This is a genomic window from Streptomyces sp. GDS52 (assembly GCF_052246875.1).
GTDB lineage: Bacteria > Actinomycetota > Actinomycetes > Streptomycetales > Streptomycetaceae > Streptomyces > Streptomyces cathayae.
In genome coordinates, this window is the sequence record NZ_CM125966.1 from 1,811,555 (window position 1) to 1,830,986 (window position 19,432).

General features: G+C 66.8%; 11 protein-coding genes, 1 tRNA gene and 3 rRNA genes. 3 read left to right on the forward strand and 12 right to left on the reverse strand.

The window, feature by feature from the left end; all coding sequences use genetic code 11:
- Positions 1-125: 125 nt before the first annotated feature.
- On the forward strand, positions 126-2,870 hold the full coding sequence (locus ACTWJ9_RS08135; RefSeq protein WP_387038065.1) for a SpoIIE family protein phosphatase: 2,745 nt from the start codon (positions 126-128) through the stop codon (positions 2,868-2,870).
- Positions 2,871-2,922: 52 nt separating this feature from the next.
- On the opposite strand, the gene ACTWJ9_RS08140 is transcribed toward ACTWJ9_RS08135, so the two are convergent.
- The 8 genes from ACTWJ9_RS08140 to thyX all read right to left on the reverse strand — a co-directional run bounded on the left by ACTWJ9_RS08140 (position 2,923) and on the right by thyX (position 13,276).
- Positions 2,923-2,995, reverse strand: a tRNA-Thr gene (locus tag ACTWJ9_RS08140).
- Positions 2,996-3,073: 78 nt separating this feature from the next.
- Positions 3,074-3,736: a DegT/DnrJ/EryC1/StrS family aminotransferase gene (locus ACTWJ9_RS08145; protein WP_279337905.1), complete on the reverse strand. Its 663-nt coding sequence runs from the start codon at positions 3,734-3,736 to the stop codon at positions 3,074-3,076.
- Between the two features lie 114 nt (positions 3,737-3,850).
- Positions 3,851-3,967 (reverse strand): 5S ribosomal RNA (gene rrf / locus ACTWJ9_RS08150).
- 88 nt (positions 3,968-4,055) lie between these two features.
- A 23S ribosomal RNA gene (locus ACTWJ9_RS08155) occupies positions 4,056-7,178 on the reverse strand.
- A 300-nt stretch (positions 7,179-7,478) separates the two neighbouring features.
- Positions 7,479-9,007, reverse strand: a 16S ribosomal RNA gene (locus ACTWJ9_RS08160).
- Together the 16S, 23S and 5S rRNA genes form the textbook arrangement of a ribosomal RNA operon.
- 505 nt (positions 9,008-9,512) lie before the next feature.
- Positions 9,513-11,198, reverse strand: a complete 1,686-nt coding sequence (locus tag ACTWJ9_RS08165) for a ribonuclease J (protein WP_279333478.1) — start codon at positions 11,196-11,198, stop codon at positions 9,513-9,515.
- 158 nt (positions 11,199-11,356) lie between these two features.
- The gene (gene dapA, locus ACTWJ9_RS08170; protein ID WP_279333479.1) at positions 11,357-12,256 is read right to left on the reverse strand and encodes a 4-hydroxy-tetrahydrodipicolinate synthase; all 900 of its coding nucleotides are present in this window, start codon (positions 12,254-12,256) and stop codon (positions 11,357-11,359) included.
- Between the two features lie 267 nt (positions 12,257-12,523).
- Positions 12,524-13,276 carry an FAD-dependent thymidylate synthase gene (gene thyX / locus ACTWJ9_RS08175; RefSeq protein ID WP_279333480.1) on the reverse strand — a complete coding sequence of 251 codons (753 nt, stop codon included), beginning with the start codon at positions 13,274-13,276 and terminating at the stop codon, positions 12,524-12,526.
- Positions 13,277-13,455: 179 nt separating this feature from the next.
- Between thyX and ACTWJ9_RS08180 the strand changes: the two genes are divergently transcribed.
- Positions 13,456-13,695 (forward strand): hypothetical protein, encoded by a 240-nt coding sequence (locus tag ACTWJ9_RS08180; protein WP_202281871.1) that lies wholly within the window; start codon positions 13,456-13,458, stop codon positions 13,693-13,695.
- Between the two features lie 164 nt (positions 13,696-13,859).
- A complete protein-coding gene (locus ACTWJ9_RS08185) occupies positions 13,860-14,414 on the forward strand; it encodes a PH domain-containing protein (protein WP_279333482.1) in 555 nt (184 codons plus the stop codon).
- A gap of 89 nt (positions 14,415-14,503) precedes the next feature.
- Here ACTWJ9_RS08185 and ACTWJ9_RS08190 read toward each other — a convergent pair whose 3' ends face one another.
- The 4 genes from ACTWJ9_RS08190 to ACTWJ9_RS08205 all read right to left on the reverse strand — a co-directional run bounded on the left by ACTWJ9_RS08190 (position 14,504) and on the right by ACTWJ9_RS08205 (position 19,406).
- On the reverse strand, positions 14,504-14,947 hold the full coding sequence (locus ACTWJ9_RS08190; protein ID WP_279333483.1) for a tetratricopeptide repeat protein: 444 nt from the start codon (positions 14,945-14,947) through the stop codon (positions 14,504-14,506).
- A 14-nt stretch (positions 14,948-14,961) separates the two neighbouring features.
- Positions 14,962-15,714 (reverse strand): 4-hydroxy-tetrahydrodipicolinate reductase, encoded by a 753-nt coding sequence (dapB, locus tag ACTWJ9_RS08195; protein ID WP_279333484.1) that lies wholly within the window; start codon positions 15,712-15,714, stop codon positions 14,962-14,964.
- Between the two features lie 102 nt (positions 15,715-15,816).
- A complete protein-coding gene (locus ACTWJ9_RS08200; RefSeq protein ID WP_443295508.1) occupies positions 15,817-17,196 on the reverse strand; it encodes a M16 family metallopeptidase in 1,380 nt (459 codons plus the stop codon).
- On the reverse strand, positions 17,193-19,406 hold the full coding sequence (locus ACTWJ9_RS08205) for a polyribonucleotide nucleotidyltransferase (RefSeq protein WP_279333486.1): 2,214 nt from the start codon (positions 19,404-19,406) through the stop codon (positions 17,193-17,195). Before ACTWJ9_RS08205 ends, ACTWJ9_RS08200 begins: the two co-directional genes overlap by 4 nt.
- Positions 19,407-19,432 lie beyond the last annotated feature (26 nt).

Sequence of the window (19,432 nt, forward strand, 5' to 3'; positions counted from 1 at the left end):
GACCGGCATCCGCTCGGACCGCGAAGGTAAGTAACCTTGCATGCGGCTGTCCAGCCACGCCGGTCCGTCCGGCCCGGGCGATGGCCGGCACGGAGTCGAGCGGGCATCGGAGGGCGGCCGCACACATGACCACCGGACTGATCCCGGGGGACCAGCCCCCGGACCCACGGCCGACGAACGGCCTGCCGCACCAGCGGGACGAACCGGTCGGCCATGGAGCCATGCCCGCAGAGAACCGGCCGAGGAGTTCTGTGATCACCGCGCGCGCGGCCGCCAGTTTCGAGCCCGTCGGGCGCTCGGTCGCGAGTGCCCGCGCCTTCGTCCGCGACACCCTCCAGGGGTGGGGGTTCGCCGACATCATCGACGACGCCGTGGTCCTCACCAGTGAGCTCGTCACCAACGCCGTGGTCCACGCCGGTACCTCCGCCGACCTCCTGTGCCTGCGCAGCGACGACGGCGTACGGATCGAGGTGGCCGACCGGTACCCGGAACGCGAAGTACCGCTCCAGGGCTCGGCCGCCACCATGGGCAGCCCCGACCGCGAGGGCGGACGCGGCCTCCAGCTCTGCGCGGCCCTGGCCGACCGCTGGGGCGTGGAGTACAGCCCCACCTACAAGACCGTCTGGTTCCAACTCGACGTTCCCGAGCGCCCGGTGGGCACCCGCACGGCCGGTCCGGCACTGCCGTCCGACCTCCTGCCCATCGCCGACACCCGGGTCCGCGTCGCCGTCGTGCAGATCGACCGGACCGGTGCCATCTCCTCCTGGAACGAGGACGCGGAAGAGCTCTTCGGCTACCGGGCCGACCAGGTCACCGGCAAGCCGCTCACCGATCTCGCGGCCTGGCCCCACACTCCCGGCACCGGCACCGGCATCGCGGAGGCGCTCCAACTCTCCCGCTGGGAAGGCAGCTACGGCATAAGGGACGCCCAGGGCCGAGTGACTCCCGTCTACGCCTCCCACCTGCGCGTCCGCGACGCGGACGGCGACCCGTCCACCGTGTGCCTCCTCGTCAGGGACCACGAACGGGCCGTCCTGCAGACCCCGTTGCGGGCCCCCGTTTCCGACACCTCCGAGAGTCAGAGCACCGACCCCTTCGAGGTGTTCATCGGCTCGCCCGCCCCCGACGACCTCGACAGCCTCCTCCAACGCACGGTGGAACGCGCCCGCGACATGCTCGACGGCGACTCCGCCTTCCTCCTGCTCGCCACCGACGACGAGACCGAACTCGAGGTACGCGCCTCTACCGGCCTGCCCTCCGCCCGACAGCGCTTCGCCCGTGTCCCGGTGGAGGCCGGCTCCGGCCGCTACGGCTCCGCCCGGATGCCGTCCGTCCACGACGACCTCACCGCCCTGCCCGGCGCGGTCCCCCTCCTCAACGGCACCGGCATGCGCTCGGTCGTCACCGTCCCGCTGAAGGTCGAGGGCCGCCTCACCGGCTCTCTCGGCGTCGCTGCGGAGGGGGCCGGCAGATACTCCAACGAGGAGGCGCTGCGCCTCCAGTTCGCCGCCGACCGCATCGCCCTGGCCGTCGAGTCGGCCCGCCTGGGCGAGTTGGAGCGACTGCGCCGCGGCTCACTGAGCTTCCTCGTCGAAGCCTCCGACCTGCTGGCCGGCACCCTGGACCGCGACCAGACCCTGGCTCTCATGGCCCAGATGACCGTCCCCACCCTGGCCACCTGGTGCGCCGTCTACACGATCGCCGACCAGGCCTCCGAGCCCTACCTCTCCTACGTCCTGCACGAGGACGAGGAACTCATCGACGGCATCAAGTCCCTGCTCTCGAAGATGGCCCCGCCCGACCCTGTCCCCACCCCCGGCGCCCGCGTATGGCCGGCGCCCGGCGAGGTGGCCCACCAGGCGGCCCTGCGCACCTCCATGCGCAGCCTCGGCCTGAGCGGCGGCCCGAGCAACCAGGTCGCCCCCGGCATCGGTCCCACCCTCACCACGGCCGCCGCGGTGGGCGGCGAGACGGTGGTCCTCCCCCTGGTCGCCCGCAACCGCGTCATCGGCATGCTGACGCTCGGCAAACCGACCGACGAACACTTCCGGCAGGAGATCCTGGAACTCGCCGAGGACCTCTCCCGCAGGGCCGCCCTGGCCCTGGACAACGCCCGCCTCTACTCCGAGCGCACGGCCATCAGCCAGTCCCTCCAGCGCAGCCTCCTGCCGCCGGAACTCCCCGTGATCGACAGCGTCGAGGTCGAGGTCATCTACCGCGCGGCCGGCGAGGGCAACGAGGTCGGCGGCGACTTCTACGATCTGTTCCCGATCAGCGACGGCGCCTACGGCTTCGCCATCGGCGACGTCTGCGGTACGGGCCCGAACGCCGCAGCCGTCACCGGGCTGGCCCGGCACGCCCTGAGACTGCTGGCCCGCGAGGGCCTCAACGGCCCGGCGGTCCTCGAGCGCCTGAACTCCGCCATCCTCGACGAGGGCGCCCGCAGCCGCTTCCTCACTCTCCTGTACGGCGAACTGCGCCCGCAGGAGGACGGCAGCGCGGAGTTGAAGGTGGTCTGTGCGGGCCACCCCCTCCCGCTGCGCCTTCGCCAGGACGGCACCGTGGAACCCGCCGCCGAACCGCAGCCCCTTCTCGGTGTCATCGAGGACCTGGACCTGTACGAGCAGACGGTCACCCTCGACCCGGGCGACGTCCTGCTGTGCGTCACCGACGGCGTCACCGAGCGCCGTGAGGGCCTGAACATGCTGGGCGACGACGGCCTCGCCGAGGTCCTGAAGACCTGTACGGGCCTGACCGCGGGCGCGGTCGCCGCCCGCATCATGCGCGCCGTGGAACGCTTCGCCTCCGACGCCCCCTCCGACGACATGGCGATCCTCGCCATGCGCGTCCCGGGCCTCCACCAGGACTGAGGACCAGGGCATGAGAAAGGCCCCGCCCTTTTGGGCGGGGCCTTTCTGTCGGAGCCCCCAAACGGAATCGAACCGTTGACCTTCTCCTTACCATGGAGACGCTCTGCCGACTGAGCTATGGGGGCCTGCTACCACTTCGCGGTGTCCCGCGGTGGCAACGGAATAGATCATACCCTGACCGGCCCTGTACTCCCAACCACGGTTCAGAGAGCCGGCTGGAGCAGCCCTCCCAGCGCGTTGCAGGCCGACGCGACACGCTGCATGTCCCGCTTGGTCAGCACGGCGTCCACAGGCAGGGCCAGCGTCTCGTCGGCGGCCCGCTCGGTCTCGGGCAGAGACACGCACCGCCGGAACCCGGGCAGCCGGTGCACGGGGGTCTTCACCGGCACCCTGCACTCGACTCCCTTGGCTCGTACGGCTTGTGCAAAAGCGTCCCGGTCCGGGCGGCCGTTCCCGGGCACTCGCACGACGTACTGCTGGTAGGTGTGCCCGTCACCACCGTCGGGCGTTCGAACACCCCGCAGTTTCGCGTCGAGATAGGCCGCCCGCTCCCTGCGCCGAGCGATCTCCTCGTACGGCCCCTCCGACTCCCCACGCTCCAGTATCAGCAAGCCGTGCCGCTGCCCGAGGAGGTGCAACCGGGCGATGTCTGCCCGCCTGCCGAAGCGGTGGACGGCAACAACGGCTGCCGTCCGCGGAGTTATGGCGGCTTCCACAGCAGCCGGCGCGAGGCAGTAGGTCACCGGATCTATCTCGGCGAACACCGGCAACGCGCCTGCAAGGGTGACAGCCTCGACGACTTCCACGTTCCCGAAGGCGGACACGACCACCTCGTCACCGACTCCGACGCCGGCGGCCCTGAGCAGTGCAGCAGTACCCATGGGATGGATGTTCGTGGCGCAATGTGAACTTCAAGTGACGCAGAACAAAAAAGGGTTGGGCCCCGAACCGAAGTTCGGGACCCAACCCTGTCACAATTTGTTCGGCGGCGTCCTACTCTCCCACAGGGTCCCCCCTGCAGTACCATCGGCGCTATAAGGCTTAGCTTCCGGGTTCGGAATGTAACCGGGCGTTTCCCCTACGCTATGACCACCGAAACACTATGAAACACTCAACCGCACCACGCCGTGGCCCGGCATGGGGTCGTTCGTGGTTTCAGAACCAACACAGTGGACGCGAGCAACTGAGGACAAGCCCTCGGCCTATTAGTACCGGTCAACTCCACACCTTACGGCGCTTCCATATCCGGCCTATCAACCCAGTCGTCTACTGGGAGCCTTACCCCATCAAGTGGGTGGGAGCCCTCATCTCGAAGCAGGCTTCCCGCTTAGATGCTTTCAGCGGTTATCCCTCCCGAACGTAGCCAACCAGCCATGCCCTTGGCAGGACAACTGGCACACCAGAGGTTCGTCCGTCCCGGTCCTCTCGTACTAGGGACAGCCCTTCTCAAGACTCCTGCGCGCGCAGCGGATAGGGACCGAACTGTCTCACGACGTTCTAAACCCAGCTCGCGTACCGCTTTAATGGGCGAACAGCCCAACCCTTGGGACCGACTCCAGCCCCAGGATGCGACGAGCCGACATCGAGGTGCCAAACCATCCCGTCGATATGGACTCTTGGGGAAGATCAGCCTGTTATCCCCGGGGTACCTTTTATCCGTTGAGCGACGGCGCTTCCACAAGCCACCGCCGGATCACTAGTCCCGACTTTCGTCCCTGCTCGACCCGTCGGTCTCACAGTCAAGCTCCCTTGTGCACTTACACTCACCACCTGATTGCCAACCAGGCTGAGGGAACCTTTGGGCGCCTCCGTTACTCTTTAGGAGGCAACCGCCCCAGTTAAACTACCCATCAGACACTGTCCCTGATCCGGATCACGGACCCAGGTTAGACATCCAGCACGACCAGACTGGTATTTCAACGACGACTCCCCCACCACTGGCGTGGCGGGCTCACAGTCTCCCAGCTATCCTACACAAGCCGAACCGAACACCAATATCAAACTGTAGTAAAGGTCCCGGGGTCTTTCCGTCCTGCTGCGCGAAACGAGCATCTTTACTCGTAGTGCAATTTCACCGGGCCTATGGTTGAGACAGTCGAGAAGTCGTTACGCCATTCGTGCAGGTCGGAACTTACCCGACAAGGAATTTCGCTACCTTAGGATGGTTATAGTTACCACCGCCGTTTACTGGCGCTTAAGTTCTCAGCTTCGCCCCACCGAAATGGAGCTGACCGGTCCCCTTAACGTTCCAGCACCGGGCAGGCGTCAGTCCGTATACCTCGCCTTACGGCTTCGCACGGACCTGTGTTTTTAGTAAACAGTCGCTTCTCGCTGGTCTCTGCGGCCACCCCCAGCTCACACTGCAAGAGTGCTCACCGGTGATGGCCCCCCTTCTCCCGAAGTTACGGGGGCATTTTGCCGAGTTCCTTAACCATAGTTCACCCGAACGCCTCGGTATTCTCTACCTGACCACCTGAGTCGGTTTAGGGTACGGGCCGCCATGAAACTCGCTAGAGGCTTTTCTCGACAGCATAGGATCATCCACTTCGCCACAATCGGCTCGGCATCGGGTCTCACCCTGGATGAGTGGCGGATTTGCCTACCACTCGGGCTACACCCTTACCCCGGGACAACCACCGCCCGGGCTGGACTGCCTTCCTGCGTCACCCCATCACTCACCTACTGCAGGTCTGGTCCGTCGGCTCCACCACTCCCCTCAACTCCGAAGAGATCGGGGCGGCTTCACGGACTTAGCATCGCCTGGTTCGATGTCTTGCGCTTCACAGCGGGTACCGGAATATCAACCGGTTGTCCATCGACTACGCCTGTCGGCCTCGCCTTAGGTCCCGACTTACCCTGGGCAGATCAGCTTGACCCAGGAACCCTTGGTCAATCGGCGCACACGTTTCTCACGTGTGTATCGCTACTCATGCCTGCATTCTCACTCGTGAACCGTCCACAACTCGCTTCCGCGGCTGCTTCACCCGGCACACGACGCTCCCCTACCCATCACGATCCCCGTTGGGGGTTGATATCGCAATGACACGACTTCGGCGGTACGCTTGAGCCCCGCTACATTGTCGGCGCGGAATCACTAGACCAGTGAGCTATTACGCACTCTTTCAAGGATGGCTGCTTCTAAGCCAACCTCCTGGTTGTCTGTGCGACTCCACATCCTTTCCCACTTAGCGTACGCTTGGGGGCCTTAGTCGATGCTCTGGGCTGTTTCCCTCTCGACCATGGAGCTTATCCCCCACGGTCTCACTGCCGCGCTCTCACTTACCGGCATTCGGAGTTTGGCTAAGGTCAGTAACCCGGTAGGGCCCATCGCCTATCCAGTGCTCTACCTCCGGCAAGAAACACGCGACGCTGCACCTAAATGCATTTCGGGGAGAACCAGCTATCACGGAGTTTGATTGGCCTTTCACCCCTAACCACAGGTCATCCCCCAGGTTTTCAACCCTGGTGGGTTCGGTCCTCCACGAAGTCTTACCTCCGCTTCAACCTGCCCATGGCTAGATCACTCCGCTTCGGGTCTTGAGCGTGCTACTGAAGCGCCCTGTTCGGACTCGCTTTCGCTACGGCTTCCCCACCCGGGTTAACCTCGCAACACACCGCAAACTCGCAGGCTCATTCTTCAAAAGGCACGCAGTCACGACATGCAGGCAAGCCTGCATGCGACGCTCCCACGGCTTGTAGGCACACGGTTTCAGGTACTATTTCACTCCGCTCCCGCGGTACTTTTCACCATTCCCTCACGGTACTGTCCGCTATCGGTCACCAGGGAATATTTAGGCTTGACGGGTGGTCCCGCCGGATTCACACGGGATTTCTCGGGCCCCGTGCTACTTGGGTGTCTCTCCAACGAGCCGCTGACGTTTCGACTACGGGGGTCTTACCCTCTGCGCCGGACCTTTCGCATGTCCTTCGTCTACCTCAGCGGTTTCTGACTCGTCCTGTTGCCGGCAGACAACAGAAGAGAGATCCCACAACCCCCACGACGCAACCCCTGCCGGGTCTCACACGTCGTAGGTTTGGCCTCGTCCGGTTTCGCTCGCCACTACTCCCGGAATCACGGTTGTTTTCTCTTCCTGCGGGTACTGAGATGTTTCACTTCCCCGCGTTCCCTCCGCTTGCCCTATGTGTTCAGGCAAGGGTGACAGCCCATGACGACTGCCGGGTTTCCCCATTCGGAAACCCCCGGATCACAGCCTGGTTGACGGCTCCCCGGGGACTATCGTGGCCTCCCACGTCCTTCATCGGTTCCTGGTGCCAAGGCATCCACCGTGCGCCCTTAAAAACTTGGCCACAGATGCTCGCGTCCACTGTGCAGTTCTCAAACAACGACCAACCACCCGTCACACACCGCCAGGGGCGGTGCTGTACCGGGGCCGGCAACTGAGGGTTCGTTCCCTCAGACACCCAACAGCGTGCCCGGCACCCCTGCCGCTTCCCCCGGCGTTCCATGCCCTGACGGGCCGTACTGGACGGAGAAGACGATCAAGAGTGCCGACTAATCAACGTTCCACCCATGAGCAACCAGCACCGGACGTACGCCGGTGTACTGGCCCCTGACCGGCCCGGAGGCCGGTGAGAAGTGCTCCTTAGAAAGGAGGTGATCCAGCCGCACCTTCCGGTACGGCTACCTTGTTACGACTTCGTCCCAATCGCCAGTCCCACCTTCGACGGCTCCCTCCCGCAAGGGGTTGGGCCACCGGCTTCGGGTGTTACCGACTTTCGTGACGTGACGGGCGGTGTGTACAAGGCCCGGGAACGTATTCACCGCAGCGATGCTGATCTGCGATTACTAGCAACTCCGACTTCATGGGGTCGAGTTGCAGACCCCAATCCGAACTGAGACCGGCTTTTTGAGATTCGCTCCACCTCGCGGTATCGCAGCTCATTGTACCGGCCATTGTAGCACGTGTGCAGCCCAAGACATAAGGGGCATGATGACTTGACGTCGTCCCCACCTTCCTCCGAGTTGACCCCGGCGGTCTCCCGTGAGTCCCCACCACCCCCGAAGGGACGTGCTGGCAACACGGGACAAGGGTTGCGCTCGTTGCGGGACTTAACCCAACATCTCACGACACGAGCTGACGACAGCCATGCACCACCTGTACACCGACCACAAGGGGGCACCTGTCTCCAGGTGTTTCCGGTGTATGTCAAGCCTTGGTAAGGTTCTTCGCGTTGCGTCGAATTAAGCCACATGCTCCGCTGCTTGTGCGGGCCCCCGTCAATTCCTTTGAGTTTTAGCCTTGCGGCCGTACTCCCCAGGCGGGGCACTTAATGCGTTAGCTGCGGCGCGGACGACGTGGAATGTCGCCCACACCTAGTGCCCACCGTTTACGGCGTGGACTACCAGGGTATCTAATCCTGTTCGCTCCCCACGCTTTCGCTCCTCAGCGTCAGTGTCGGCCCAGAGATCCGCCTTCGCCACCGGTGTTCCTCCTGATATCTGCGCATTTCACCGCTACACCAGGAATTCCGATCTCCCCTACCGAACTCTAGCCTGCCCGTATCGACTGCAGACCCGGGGTTGAGCCCCGGGCTTTCACAATTGACGCGACAGGCCGCCTACGAGCTCTTTACGCCCAATAATTCCGGACAACGCTCGCGCCCTACGTATTACCGCGGCTGCTGGCACGTAGTTAGCCGGCGCTTCTTCTGCAGGTACCGTCACTTGCGCTTCTTCCCTGCTGAAAGAGGTTTACAACCCGAAGGCCGTCGTCCCTCACGCGGCGTCGCTGCATCAGGCTTGCGCCCATTGTGCAATATTCCCCACTGCTGCCTCCCGTAGGAGTCTGGGCCGTGTCTCAGTCCCAGTGTGGCCGGTCGCCCTCTCAGGCCGGCTACCCGTCGTCGCCTTGGTGAGCCGTTACCTCACCAACCAGCTGATAGGCCGCGGGCTCATCCTGCACCGCCGGAGCTTTCCGTTTCCGCAGATGCCTGCGGAGACGGGTATCCGGTATTAGACCCCGTTTCCAGGGCTTGTCCCGAAGTGCAGGGCAGATTGCCCACGTGTTACTCACCCGTTCGCCACTAATCCGCCCCGAGGGGCTTCATCGTTCGACTTGCATGTGTTAAGCACGCCGCCAGCGTTCGTCCTGAGCCAGGATCAAACTCTCCGTGAATGCTTCCCGGCGTTCCGGGGACACCACGGGAGCGGAACCGCCGGAGGAATGATCCGGCGGTTCACAGCGTCCTCGCTGTGTGTTTCAAAGGAACCGCGTCCCGGCCGGAGGCCGGAGACGGGGTATCAACATATCTGGCGTTGATTTTTGGCACGCTGTTGAGTTCTCAAGGAACGGACGCTTCCTTTGTACTCACCCTGGCGGGTTTTCCTCCGGGCGCTTCCCTTCGGTCTTGCGTTTCCGACTCTATCAGATCTTTCCGGTCCGATTTCCTCGGGGTTTCGCCTTCCGGGGCTGCGCTTTTCGCGTTTCCCTTTCCGGCGGCTCCGACTTTATCAGAGATTCTGAGTCGGATTTCCTCGCCCCTCCGGGGACTGGTTCCGATGCTCGAAGAGATCGGGTTCCCGGTCGGGGTGAGCCGTAAACGTACTGGAGCGGGGCGGCTCGATGCAAATCGAGGCCGCCCCGCTCCCAGTTCACCCGTACGAGCTGTCCTACGGGACCGTCAGACCTCCACGACCACGGGAAGGATCATCGGCCGGCGCCGGTACGTGTCGGAGACCCATTTGCCCAGCGTGCGGCGGATCAGCTGCTGCATCTGGTGCGGTTCGACGACGCCGTCCTGAGCCGACCGTTCCAGGACTTCCGTGATCTTCGGCAGTACGGCGCTGAAGGCGGAGTCCTCGATCCCGGAGCCGCGGGCCTGGACATACGGGCCACCGGTGATCTTCCCGGTGGACGAGTCGATCACCACGAAGAGCGAGATGATGCCCTCGTCGCCGAGGATCTTGCGATCCTTCAGCGCGGGCTCGCCGACATCGCCGACGGAGAGGCCGTCGACGTAGACGTACCCGGCCTGGACCTTGCCGGAGATCTTCGCCCTGCCGTCGATCAGGTCGACGACGACCCCGTCCTCCGCGATGACGATGCGGTCGTGCGGGACACCCGTCAGGGCGCCCAGCTCGGCGTTGGCCCGCAGGTGGCGCCATTCGCCGTGCACCGGCATCAGGTTCTTCGGGCGGCAGATGTTGTAGAAGTACAGCAACTCGCCGGCGGAGGCGTGGCCCGAGACGTGCACCTTGGCGTTGCCCTTGTGGACGACGTTGGCGCCCCAGCGGGTCAGGCCGTTGATGACCCGGTAGACCGCGTTCTCGTTGCCGGGGATGAGCGACGACGCGAGGATCACCGTGTCGCCCTGGACGATACGGATCTGGTGGTCGCGGTTGGCCATCCGGGACAGGGCGGCCATGGGCTCGCCCTGCGAGCCCGTGCACACCAGGACCACTTCGCTGTCCGGCAGGTCGTCCAGCGTCTTGACGTCGACGACCAGGCCCGGTGGGACCTTCAGGTAGCCGAGATCGCGGGCGATGCCCATGTTGCGGACCATGGAGCGGCCGACGAAGGCCACCCGGCGTCCGTACTCGTGCGCCGCGTCCAGGATCTGCTGGATGCGGTGGACGTGGCTGGCGAAGCTGGCCACGATGATCCGCTTGCGGGCGCCGGCGAAGACCTGCCGGAGGACGTTGGAGATTTCGCGCTCGGGCGGGACGAAGCCCGGGACCTCGGCGTTCGTCGAGTCGGAGAGGAGGAGGTCGATGCCTTCCTCACTGAGCCGGGCGAAGGCGTGCAGGTCCGTGAGGCGGTTGTCCAGCGGAAGCTGGTCCATCTTGAAGTCGCCGGTGTGGACCACCATTCCGGCGGGGGTGCGGATGGCCACGGCGAGCGCGTCGGGGATCGAGTGGTTGACCGCGACGAACTCGCAGTCGAACGGGCCGATGCGCTCGCGGTGCCCCTCGGCGACCTCCAGGGTGTAGGGGCGGATGCGGTGCTCCTGGAGCTTCGCCTCGATGAGGGCGAGGGTCAGCTTGGAGCCGATCAGCGGGATGTCCGGCTTCTCGCGGAGAAGGAACGGAACACCGCCGATGTGGTCCTCGTGACCATGGGTGAGGACGATGCCCTCGATGTCGTCGAGGCGGTCCCGGATGGAGCTGAAGTCCGGCAGGATCAGGTCGATCCCGGGCTGTTCCTCCTCGGGGAACAGCACTCCGCAGTCGACGATGAGCAGGCGGCCGCCGTACTCGAAGACCGTCATGTTGCGGCCGATCTCACCGAGACCGCCGAGCGGGGTGACGCGCAGCCCGCTCGCGGGAAGCGGCGGGGGCGGACCGAGTTCAGGATGCGGATGGCTCAAAAGACTCTCCTCACCACACGCGCCACGTACCGGTGGGGCACGTGGCGCGCATGACGTTCGTGCAGAAGCAGTTGTCGTGGTGGTGCGCGGGCACCGGTGGCCCGCCGCTTATTCAGTTGTGGAGTCGGGTTGCGCGAGCGGTCGCGCGAAGTCTGTTGTCAGAGCTGTACCCCGCCTGCGGCAAGATCGATCTTGAGCTGCTCGATCTCTTCCGGCGTGCACTCGGCCATGGGGGCCCGCAGGGGCCCTGCGGGCAGGCCCTGGAGGGTGAGCGCCGCCTTGGTGGTCATCACGCCCTGGGTGCGGAACATGCCCGTGTAGACGGGGAGCAGCTTCTGGTGGATCTCGGTGGCCTTCTGGACGTCTCCCGAGATGTACGACTCCACCAGGGAGCGCAGCTCGGGGGTGACGAGGTGGCCGACGACCGAGACGAAGCCGACCGCGCCCACGGAGAGCAACGGCAGGTTCAGCATGTCGTCGCCGGAGTACCAGGCGAGGCGGGAGCGCGCGATGGCCCAGCTGGCGCGGCCGAGGTCACCCTTGGCGTCCTTGTTGGCGACGATCCGCGGGTGCTCGGCCAGGCGGACGAGCGTCTCGGTGTTGATCGGGACGCCGCTGCGGCCGGGGATGTCGTAGAGCATGACCGGCAGCTCGGCGGCGTCGGCGACGGCCGTGAAGTGCCGGTAGAGGCCCTCCTGCGGGGGCTTGTTGTAGTACGGGGTGACGACCAGCAGGCCGTGTGCGCCGATGTGCTCCGCGGTGCGGGCCAGTTCGATGCTGTGGCGGGTGTCGTTGGTGCCGACCCCGGCCACCACGTGGGCGCGGTCTCCGACCGCCTCCAGGACCGCCCGTACGAGGTCCGCTTTCTCCGCGTCGCTGGTGGTGGGGGACTCGCCGGTGGTGCCGTTGATGATCAGGCCGTCGTTGCCTGCGTCCACCAGGTGGGTGGCGAGCCGCTGGGCGCCGTCGAGGTCGAGTGCGCCGTCCGCCGTGAAGGGCGTGACCATGGCGGTGAGGACCCTCCCGAAGGGGGTCTGCGGAGTGGAGGTCGGAGCCATGGGTTACACGCTACTCGCTGCTCGAGTCGGGGTCTGCCCTCGGGGAGGCGACAAGACAGGACAAAGGTGGAGCCCGGCACTGCCTGCTCGGGGGTTCAGGCAGTGCCGGGCCCGTTCGATCAGGCTAAATGAATTACCGCGAATACCGCAATACGGACAACTCGCAGGACTGATATCCCCTGCGTGATCTCAGCCCTGCGAGCAAGGCCCGTCACCGGCGGACACGAGGAGCTGCGAGCGCCACGCGAACCGTGCCGGCCGCACGGGCTACGGCGCCACGCGCCCGTTGGCGTTGAAGGCGGCATGGGTGAGCGGCATCAGCCGGGCCCACTCGGCCTCCATCTTCTCGCCGACCATCTCGATCTCCCGCTGCGGGAAGGACGGGACCTTCGCCATCTCGTGCTGGGTGCGCAGGCCGAGGAAGTGCATCAGCGAGCGGGCGTTGCAGGTGGCGTACATCGAGGAGTACAGGCCGACCGGGAGCACCGCGCGGGCGACCTCGCGGGCCACACCCTCGGCCAGCAGCTTCTGGTAGGCCTCGTAGGCCTGGTGGTAGGAGTCGCCCAGCACGCTCTGGACGGCCTCGTGCTGGGCCGGGCTGCCTTCGACGAAGACGTACTTGCCCGGGCGCCCCTCCTGGACCAGCTTGCGGGACGCGTCGGGAACGTAGAAGACGGGCTGCAACTCGCGGTAGCGCCCGGATTCCTCGTTGTAGGACCAGCCGACCCTGTGGCGCATGAACTCACGGAACACGAAGATCGGCGCACTGATGAGGAACGTCAGGGAGTTGTGCTCGAACGGGCTGCCGTGCCGATCCCGCATCAGGTAGTTGATCAGGCCCTTGGAGCGCTCCGGGTCCTTCTGCAGTTCCCCGATGGACTGCTCGCCGAGGGTCGACACACGGGCGGCGAACAGGACGTCCGAGTCCGAGGCGCTGGACTTCACCAGCTCGACGGTGACGTCACTCCGCAGGGTGAGCCCATCACGGGTTGACGGCTGGAGGTCGTCGGCGGAGGTCAAGAGAGCACTTCCCGTCACATCGCATCTGCAGGTCGGCGTCCACTCTACGGGGCGCCCGCCACGGCGGGGAGACGGACCGTGCCGCGACGAATTTCCCCATCTGGGCACTTTTTGAGCGTGTCGCTCGTTTGTGTTGATGAGAGTGATTCGTTCGAGATTCGACAGGAGAAGCACCACTGATGTTCGGTCGACGGGAATCCGTGCCGTTCGCCTTCATTGCCACTGCCGACAGGTTCCGCAGTAATGTCACGCCCCCGCCGCGCGAGCGGGCTTCCGCCGGTGAGCTGGCCGGGCGCTGGCTGCTGGGCCTCTGCATCGTCGCCGGTCTGGTGGGGTCCCTGATCCTCGGGATGCCCGCCCTGTCCATCGACCAGTCGGCCACGGGGACCGAGCAGTCACAGGCGTCCGACGGACGCTGATCCGGAGCCCGGACCGGACAACGCCCCGCGCCGGATGGGGCGCGGTGAACCACCGGGGGGCGGGGGCTCCGGCTCCGACCGGGCCCCCCGAGGGTGGTGAGGGGGCATGCAGGTCGGTAGCCTCACCGAGCACAGCCCATGCATGGATCAAGTGAGGACCAGCCGTGCCCCTGCCCTTCTTGACGGCCGATCGCGCTTTCGACACGGCGGACGACGTCGCACTGCCGCACGACGACCGCGACCGCTGGCGGCGCCCGTACCGTCCGGGGCCGTGGCGCGTGGGGGCGGCGGCCGTACTGCTGCTGCTCGCCTCGTTCGTGCTGTTCGCGGCAGTGATCATCGCCGCGACGGCCCCGGTGTCGTCGGCCGGCGTGGTCTTCGGCCTCGCACTGGTCGTCATCGTCTGGGCGCTGCGGCTGCTGCGCATGGGCACGTGGGTGAGTGCCCAGGGGCTGCGGCAGGTGAGCCTGTTCAGCACCCGTACGACGCCGTGGGCCCAGGTGGTCACGGTGCGCACGGTGCAGCAGCCGGTGCGCTGGCTGGGACTGCCGCGGACGGTGCAGGGGCAGGCGCTGCTGCTGACCCGGCGGGGGCGATCCACGGAGACCCTGCCTCCGCTGCTGACCTCGCACAACGCGGACTTCCTGGGACGGGACCCGGCCTTCGACCGGGCGGCCGACTCGGTGGAGGTCTGGGCCGACGAGTACCGGCGGGACTGACCCTGCCCGTCGGGGCCGGACTTCATGTCGTCATGAGCCGGGGCCCGGTCCGCACCTGCGGACCGGGCCCCGGCTCTTTTGTCACGGCGTCAGGGGGTGGCCTTGTGCAGGGCGATCGCCCGTTGCATCGCCTTGCGGGCACGCGCGGTGTCGCGGGCGTCGTGGTAGGCGACGGCGAGCCGGAACCAACTGCGCCAGTCGTCGGGGGCGTCCTCCGTCTCGGCCCTGCGCCGGGCGAAGACCTCGTCGGCCGAGTCCCGGTCGATACGGCCGCTGGGCAGGCGCTTCAGCTCGTCCACGGGCAGTCCGCCCTGGGCGTCGAGTTCGGCGGCGAGGCGGTTGGCGTTGCGGACGAACTCGGTGTTCTTCCACAGGAACCACACGCCGATGACCGGCAGGATGAGCACCGCCACGCCGAAGGTGACGGTGAGGGGCGTGCCGGCCTGGATGAGCAGCACGCCGCGGCTGCCGACCAGGACGAAGTAGACGACCAGGACGGCGGCCGTGACGGCGTAGGAGATCTTCGCGCGCATGGGTCGGCTCGTGCTCAGTTCAGGTCGAGGAAGTGTTCCAGGCCGAAGGTCAGGCCGGGAGTGGTCACCACGCGGCGGGCGCCGAGCAGGATGCCCGGCATGAAGCTGCTGTGGTGCAGGGAGTCGTGGCGGACGGTGAGGGTCTCGCCCTCGCCGCCGAGCAGGACCTCCTGGTGGGCGAGCAGGCCGCGCAGCCGGACGGCGTGCACCGGCACCCCGTCCACGTCGGCGCCGCGGGCACCGTCCAGGGCGGTGGCCGTGGCGTCCGGGGCGGGGGCGCTGCCGGCCCGGCGGCGGGCCTCGGCGATGAGCTGGGCGGTGCGGGTGGCGGTGCCGCTGGGGGCGTCCACCTTGTCGGGATGGTGCAGTTCGACGACCTCGACGGACTCGAAGTACGGGGCGGCGATCTGCGCGAACTTCATGGTCAGCACGGCGCCGATGGAGAAGTTCGGCGCGATGAGCACACCCGTCTCCGGGAACTGCTCGAGCCAGCCCGTCAGCTGTGCGAGGCGGTCGTCGGTCCAGCCGGTGGTGCCGACGACCGCGTGGATGCCGTGGCGTACGCAGAAGTCCAGGTTGCCCATGACCGAGGCCGGGGTGGTCAGTTCGACGGCGACCTGGGCGCCGGTCTCGGCGAGGGTCTCCAGCCGGTCGTCCCGGCTGAGTGCGGCCACCAGTTCCATGTCGTCGGCGGCCTCGACGGCCCGTACCGCTTCGGACCCGATCCGGCCCTTGGCGCCGAGGACCGCCACGCGCAGCTTGCTCATCTTCCTTGCTTCCTTACCGGAGGGGTCGGGGAGGACCGGGGGTCGTGGAGGGTCGGGGATCGATCGTGGAGGGTCGGGAGCCCAGCGGGTCCGCTGGGCCCGCTAGGCAACGGTGTCGTGCAGCCGGGCGGCCTGTCTGTCCTTGAGCGGGCCGATGACCGACAGCGAGGGCCGCTGCCCCAGGATGTCGCGGGCGACCGCGCGGACCTCGTCCGGCGTGACCGAGGCTATTCGGGTCAGCATGTCGTCGACCGACATCTGCTCGCCCCAGCACAGTTCGCTCTTGCCGATACGGTTCATCAGCGCGCCGGTGTCCTCCAGGCCGAGGACGGTGGAGCCCTGGAGCTGGCCGACGGCGTGCCGTATCTCGTCGTCGGACAGGCTGTGCTCGGCGACCTGGTCGAGTTCGTCGCGGCAGATCTTCAGCACGTCGTGCACCTGGGAGGGCCTGCACCCGGCGTACACGCCGAACAGGCCGCAGTCGGCGAAGCCGGAGGTGTACGAGTACACGCTGTAGGCCAGGCCGCGCTTCTCCCGGACCTCCTGGAACAGGCGGGAGGACATGCTGCCGCCGAGGGCGGTGTTGAGCACGCCGAGGGCCCACCGGCGCTCGTCGGTGCGGGACAGACCCGGCATGCCGAGGATGACGTGCGCCTGCTCGGTACTGCGGTCGATCAGTTCGACCCGGCCGGCGGTGCGCAGCGCGCGCCGCCCGCCGCGCGGGGCGACCGGCTCGGCGTCCGGGCCCTTGACGGCACCGGCCTCCTCGAAGGCGGCGCGGACCTGGCGTACGACCTGGTCGTGGTCGATGTTGCCGGCACAGGCGACCACGAGGCGGGTCGGGTCGTAGTGCTTCTTGTAGAAGCGGCGGATGCGGTCGGCGGTGAGGCCGTTGACCGTGTCGACCGTGCCGAGGACCGGGCGGCCCAGCGGGTTGTCGCCGAACATGGTGTGCGCGAACAGGTCGTGCACGCAGTCGCCGGGGTCGTCCTCGGTCATCGCGATCTCTTCGAGGATCGCGCCGCGCTCGACGTCGACGTCCTCCTCGCGGATGCGCGAGCCGGTCAGCATGTCGCAGACCACGTCGATGGCGAGCGGCAGGTCGGTGTCGAGCACGCGTGCGTAGTAGCACGTGTACTCCTTGGCCGTGAAGGCGTTCATCTCGCCGCCGACGGCGTCGATGGCGGAGGAGATCTCCAGGGCGGACCTGCGGTGGGTGCCCTTGAAGAGCAGGTGCTCCAGGTAGTGGGTGGCGCCGTTCAGGGCCGGGGTCTCGTCGCGGGAGCCGACGTGCGCCCAGATGCCGAAGGTCGCCGAGCGGACCGAGGGCAGGGTCTCGGTGACGATGCGCAGGCCCCAGGGGAGGGTGGTCTTGCGGACGGTGCCGATGCCGTTCTCGCCCTGGATGAGGGTTTGGGTACGGGCGACGGCCCGCGCCTCCGGGGAGGTGCGGGCCGTCGCCTTGGAGCCGTGGGACGTCACTTGTCGGCGTCGTCCTTCTTCTCGTCGTCCTCGCCCTCGATCACGGGGATGAGGGAGAGCTTGCCGCGGGAGTCGATCTCGGCGATCTCGACCTGGACCTTGGCACCCACGCCGAGCACGTCCTCGACGTTCTCCACGCGCTTGCCGCCGGCCAGCTTGCGGATCTGCGAGATGTGCAGCAGACCGTCCTTGCCGGGCATCAGGGAGACGAACGCGCCGAAGGTGGTCGTCTTCACGACGGTACCCAGGTAGCGCTCGCCGACCTCCGGCATGGTCGGGTTGGCGATGCTGTTGATCGTGGCGCGGGCGGCCTCGGCCTGCGAGCCCTGGGCGGCACCGATGTAGATGGTGCCGTCGTCCTCGATCGTGATGTCGGCGCCGGTGTCCTCCTGGATCTGGTTGATCATCTTGCCCTTGGGGCCGATGACCTCACCGATCTTGTCGACCGGGATCTTCACGGTGATGATCCGCGGCGCGTTCGGGGACATCTCGTCCGGCGTGTCGATCGCTTCCATCATCACGTCGAGGATGTGGAGGCGGGCGTCACGGGCCTGCTTGAGGGCGGCGGCCAGGACGGAGGCCGGGATGCCGTCCAGCTTGGTGTCGAGCTGGAGGGCGGTCACGAACTCCTTGGTGCCGGCGACCTTGAAGTCCATGTCGCCGAAGGCGTCCTCCGCACCGAGGATGTCGGTGAGGGCGACGTAGTGCGTCTCGCCGTTGATCTCCTGGGAGATCAGGCCCATGGCGATACCGGCGACGGGGGCCTTGAGCGGCACACCGGCGTTCAGCAGCGACATGGTGGAGGCGCAGACCGAGCCCATGGACGTCGAGCCGTTGGAGCCGAGGGCCTCGGACACCTGACGGATCGCGTACGGGAACTCCTCGCGCGTCGGCAGCACCGGCACGATGGCGCGCTCGGCGAGGGCGCCGTGGCCGATCTCGCGGCGCTTGGGGGAGCCCACGCGGCCGGTCTCACCGACGGAGTAGGGCGGGAAGTTGTAGTTGTGCATGTAGCGCTTGCGGGTCACCGGGGAGAGGGTGTCCAGCTGCTGCTCCATACGGAGCATGTTGAGGGTGGTGACGCCCAGGATCTGGGTCTCGCCACGCTCGAACAGCGCGGAACCGTGCACCCGCGGGATGGCCTCGACCTCGGCGGCCAGGGTGCGGATGTCGGTGAGTCCGCGGCCGTCGATGCGCTTCTTCTCCTTGATGACGCGCTCACGGACCAGGGACTTGGTCAGCGAGCGGTACGCGGCGGAGATCTCCTTCTCGCGGCCCTCGAACTCCGGCAGGAGCTTCTCGGCGGCGAGCTGCTTGACGCGGTCCAGCTCGGCCTCGCGCTCCTGCTTGCCGGCGATGGTGAGCGCCTGGGCGAGCTCGGGGCGGACGGCGCCGGTCAGCGCCTCCAGGACGTCGTCCTGGTAGTCCAGGAAGGTCGGGAACTCACCGGTCGGCTTGGCGGCCTTCGCGGCGAGGTCGGCCTGCGCCTTGCAGAGGACCTTGATGAAGGGCTTCGCGGCGTCCAGGCCGGCCGCGACGATCTCCTCGGTGGGGGCCTCGGCACCGCCCTCGACCAGCTTGACGGTCTGCTCGGTGGCCTCGGCCTCGACCATCATGATCGCGACGTCGCCGTCCTCCAGGGCGCGGCCCGCGACGACCATGTCGAAGACGGCGTCCTCGAGCTCGGTGTGCGTCGGGAACGCCACCCACTGGCCGCGGATCAGCGCGACGCGGACGCCGCCGATCGGGCCGGAGAAGGGCAGACCGGCCAGCTGCGTGGACGCGGAGGCGGCGTTGATCGCCACGACGTCGTACAGGTGGTCGGGGTTGAGCGCCATGATCGTGGCGACGACCTGGATCTCGTTGCGCAGGCCCTTCTTGAAGGACGGGCGCAGCGGGCGGTCGATGAGGCGGCAGGTGAGGATCGCGTCCTCGGAGGGCCGGCCTTCCCGGCGGAAGAAGGAGCCGGGGATCTTGCCGGCCGCGTACATCCGCTCCTCGACGTCCACCGTCAGGGGGAAGAAGTCGAGCTGGTCCTTGGGGTTCTTGGAGGCCGTGGTGGCCGACAGCACCATGGTGTCGTCGTCCAGGTACGCCACGGCGGAACCTGCGGCCTGACGGGCGAGGCGGCCCGTCTCGAAGCGGATGGTGCGGGTGCCGAAGGAGCCGTTGTCGATGACGGCCTCGGCGTAGTGGGTCTCGTTCTCCACCAGTGTTCTCTCCGTTACTTGTCGTC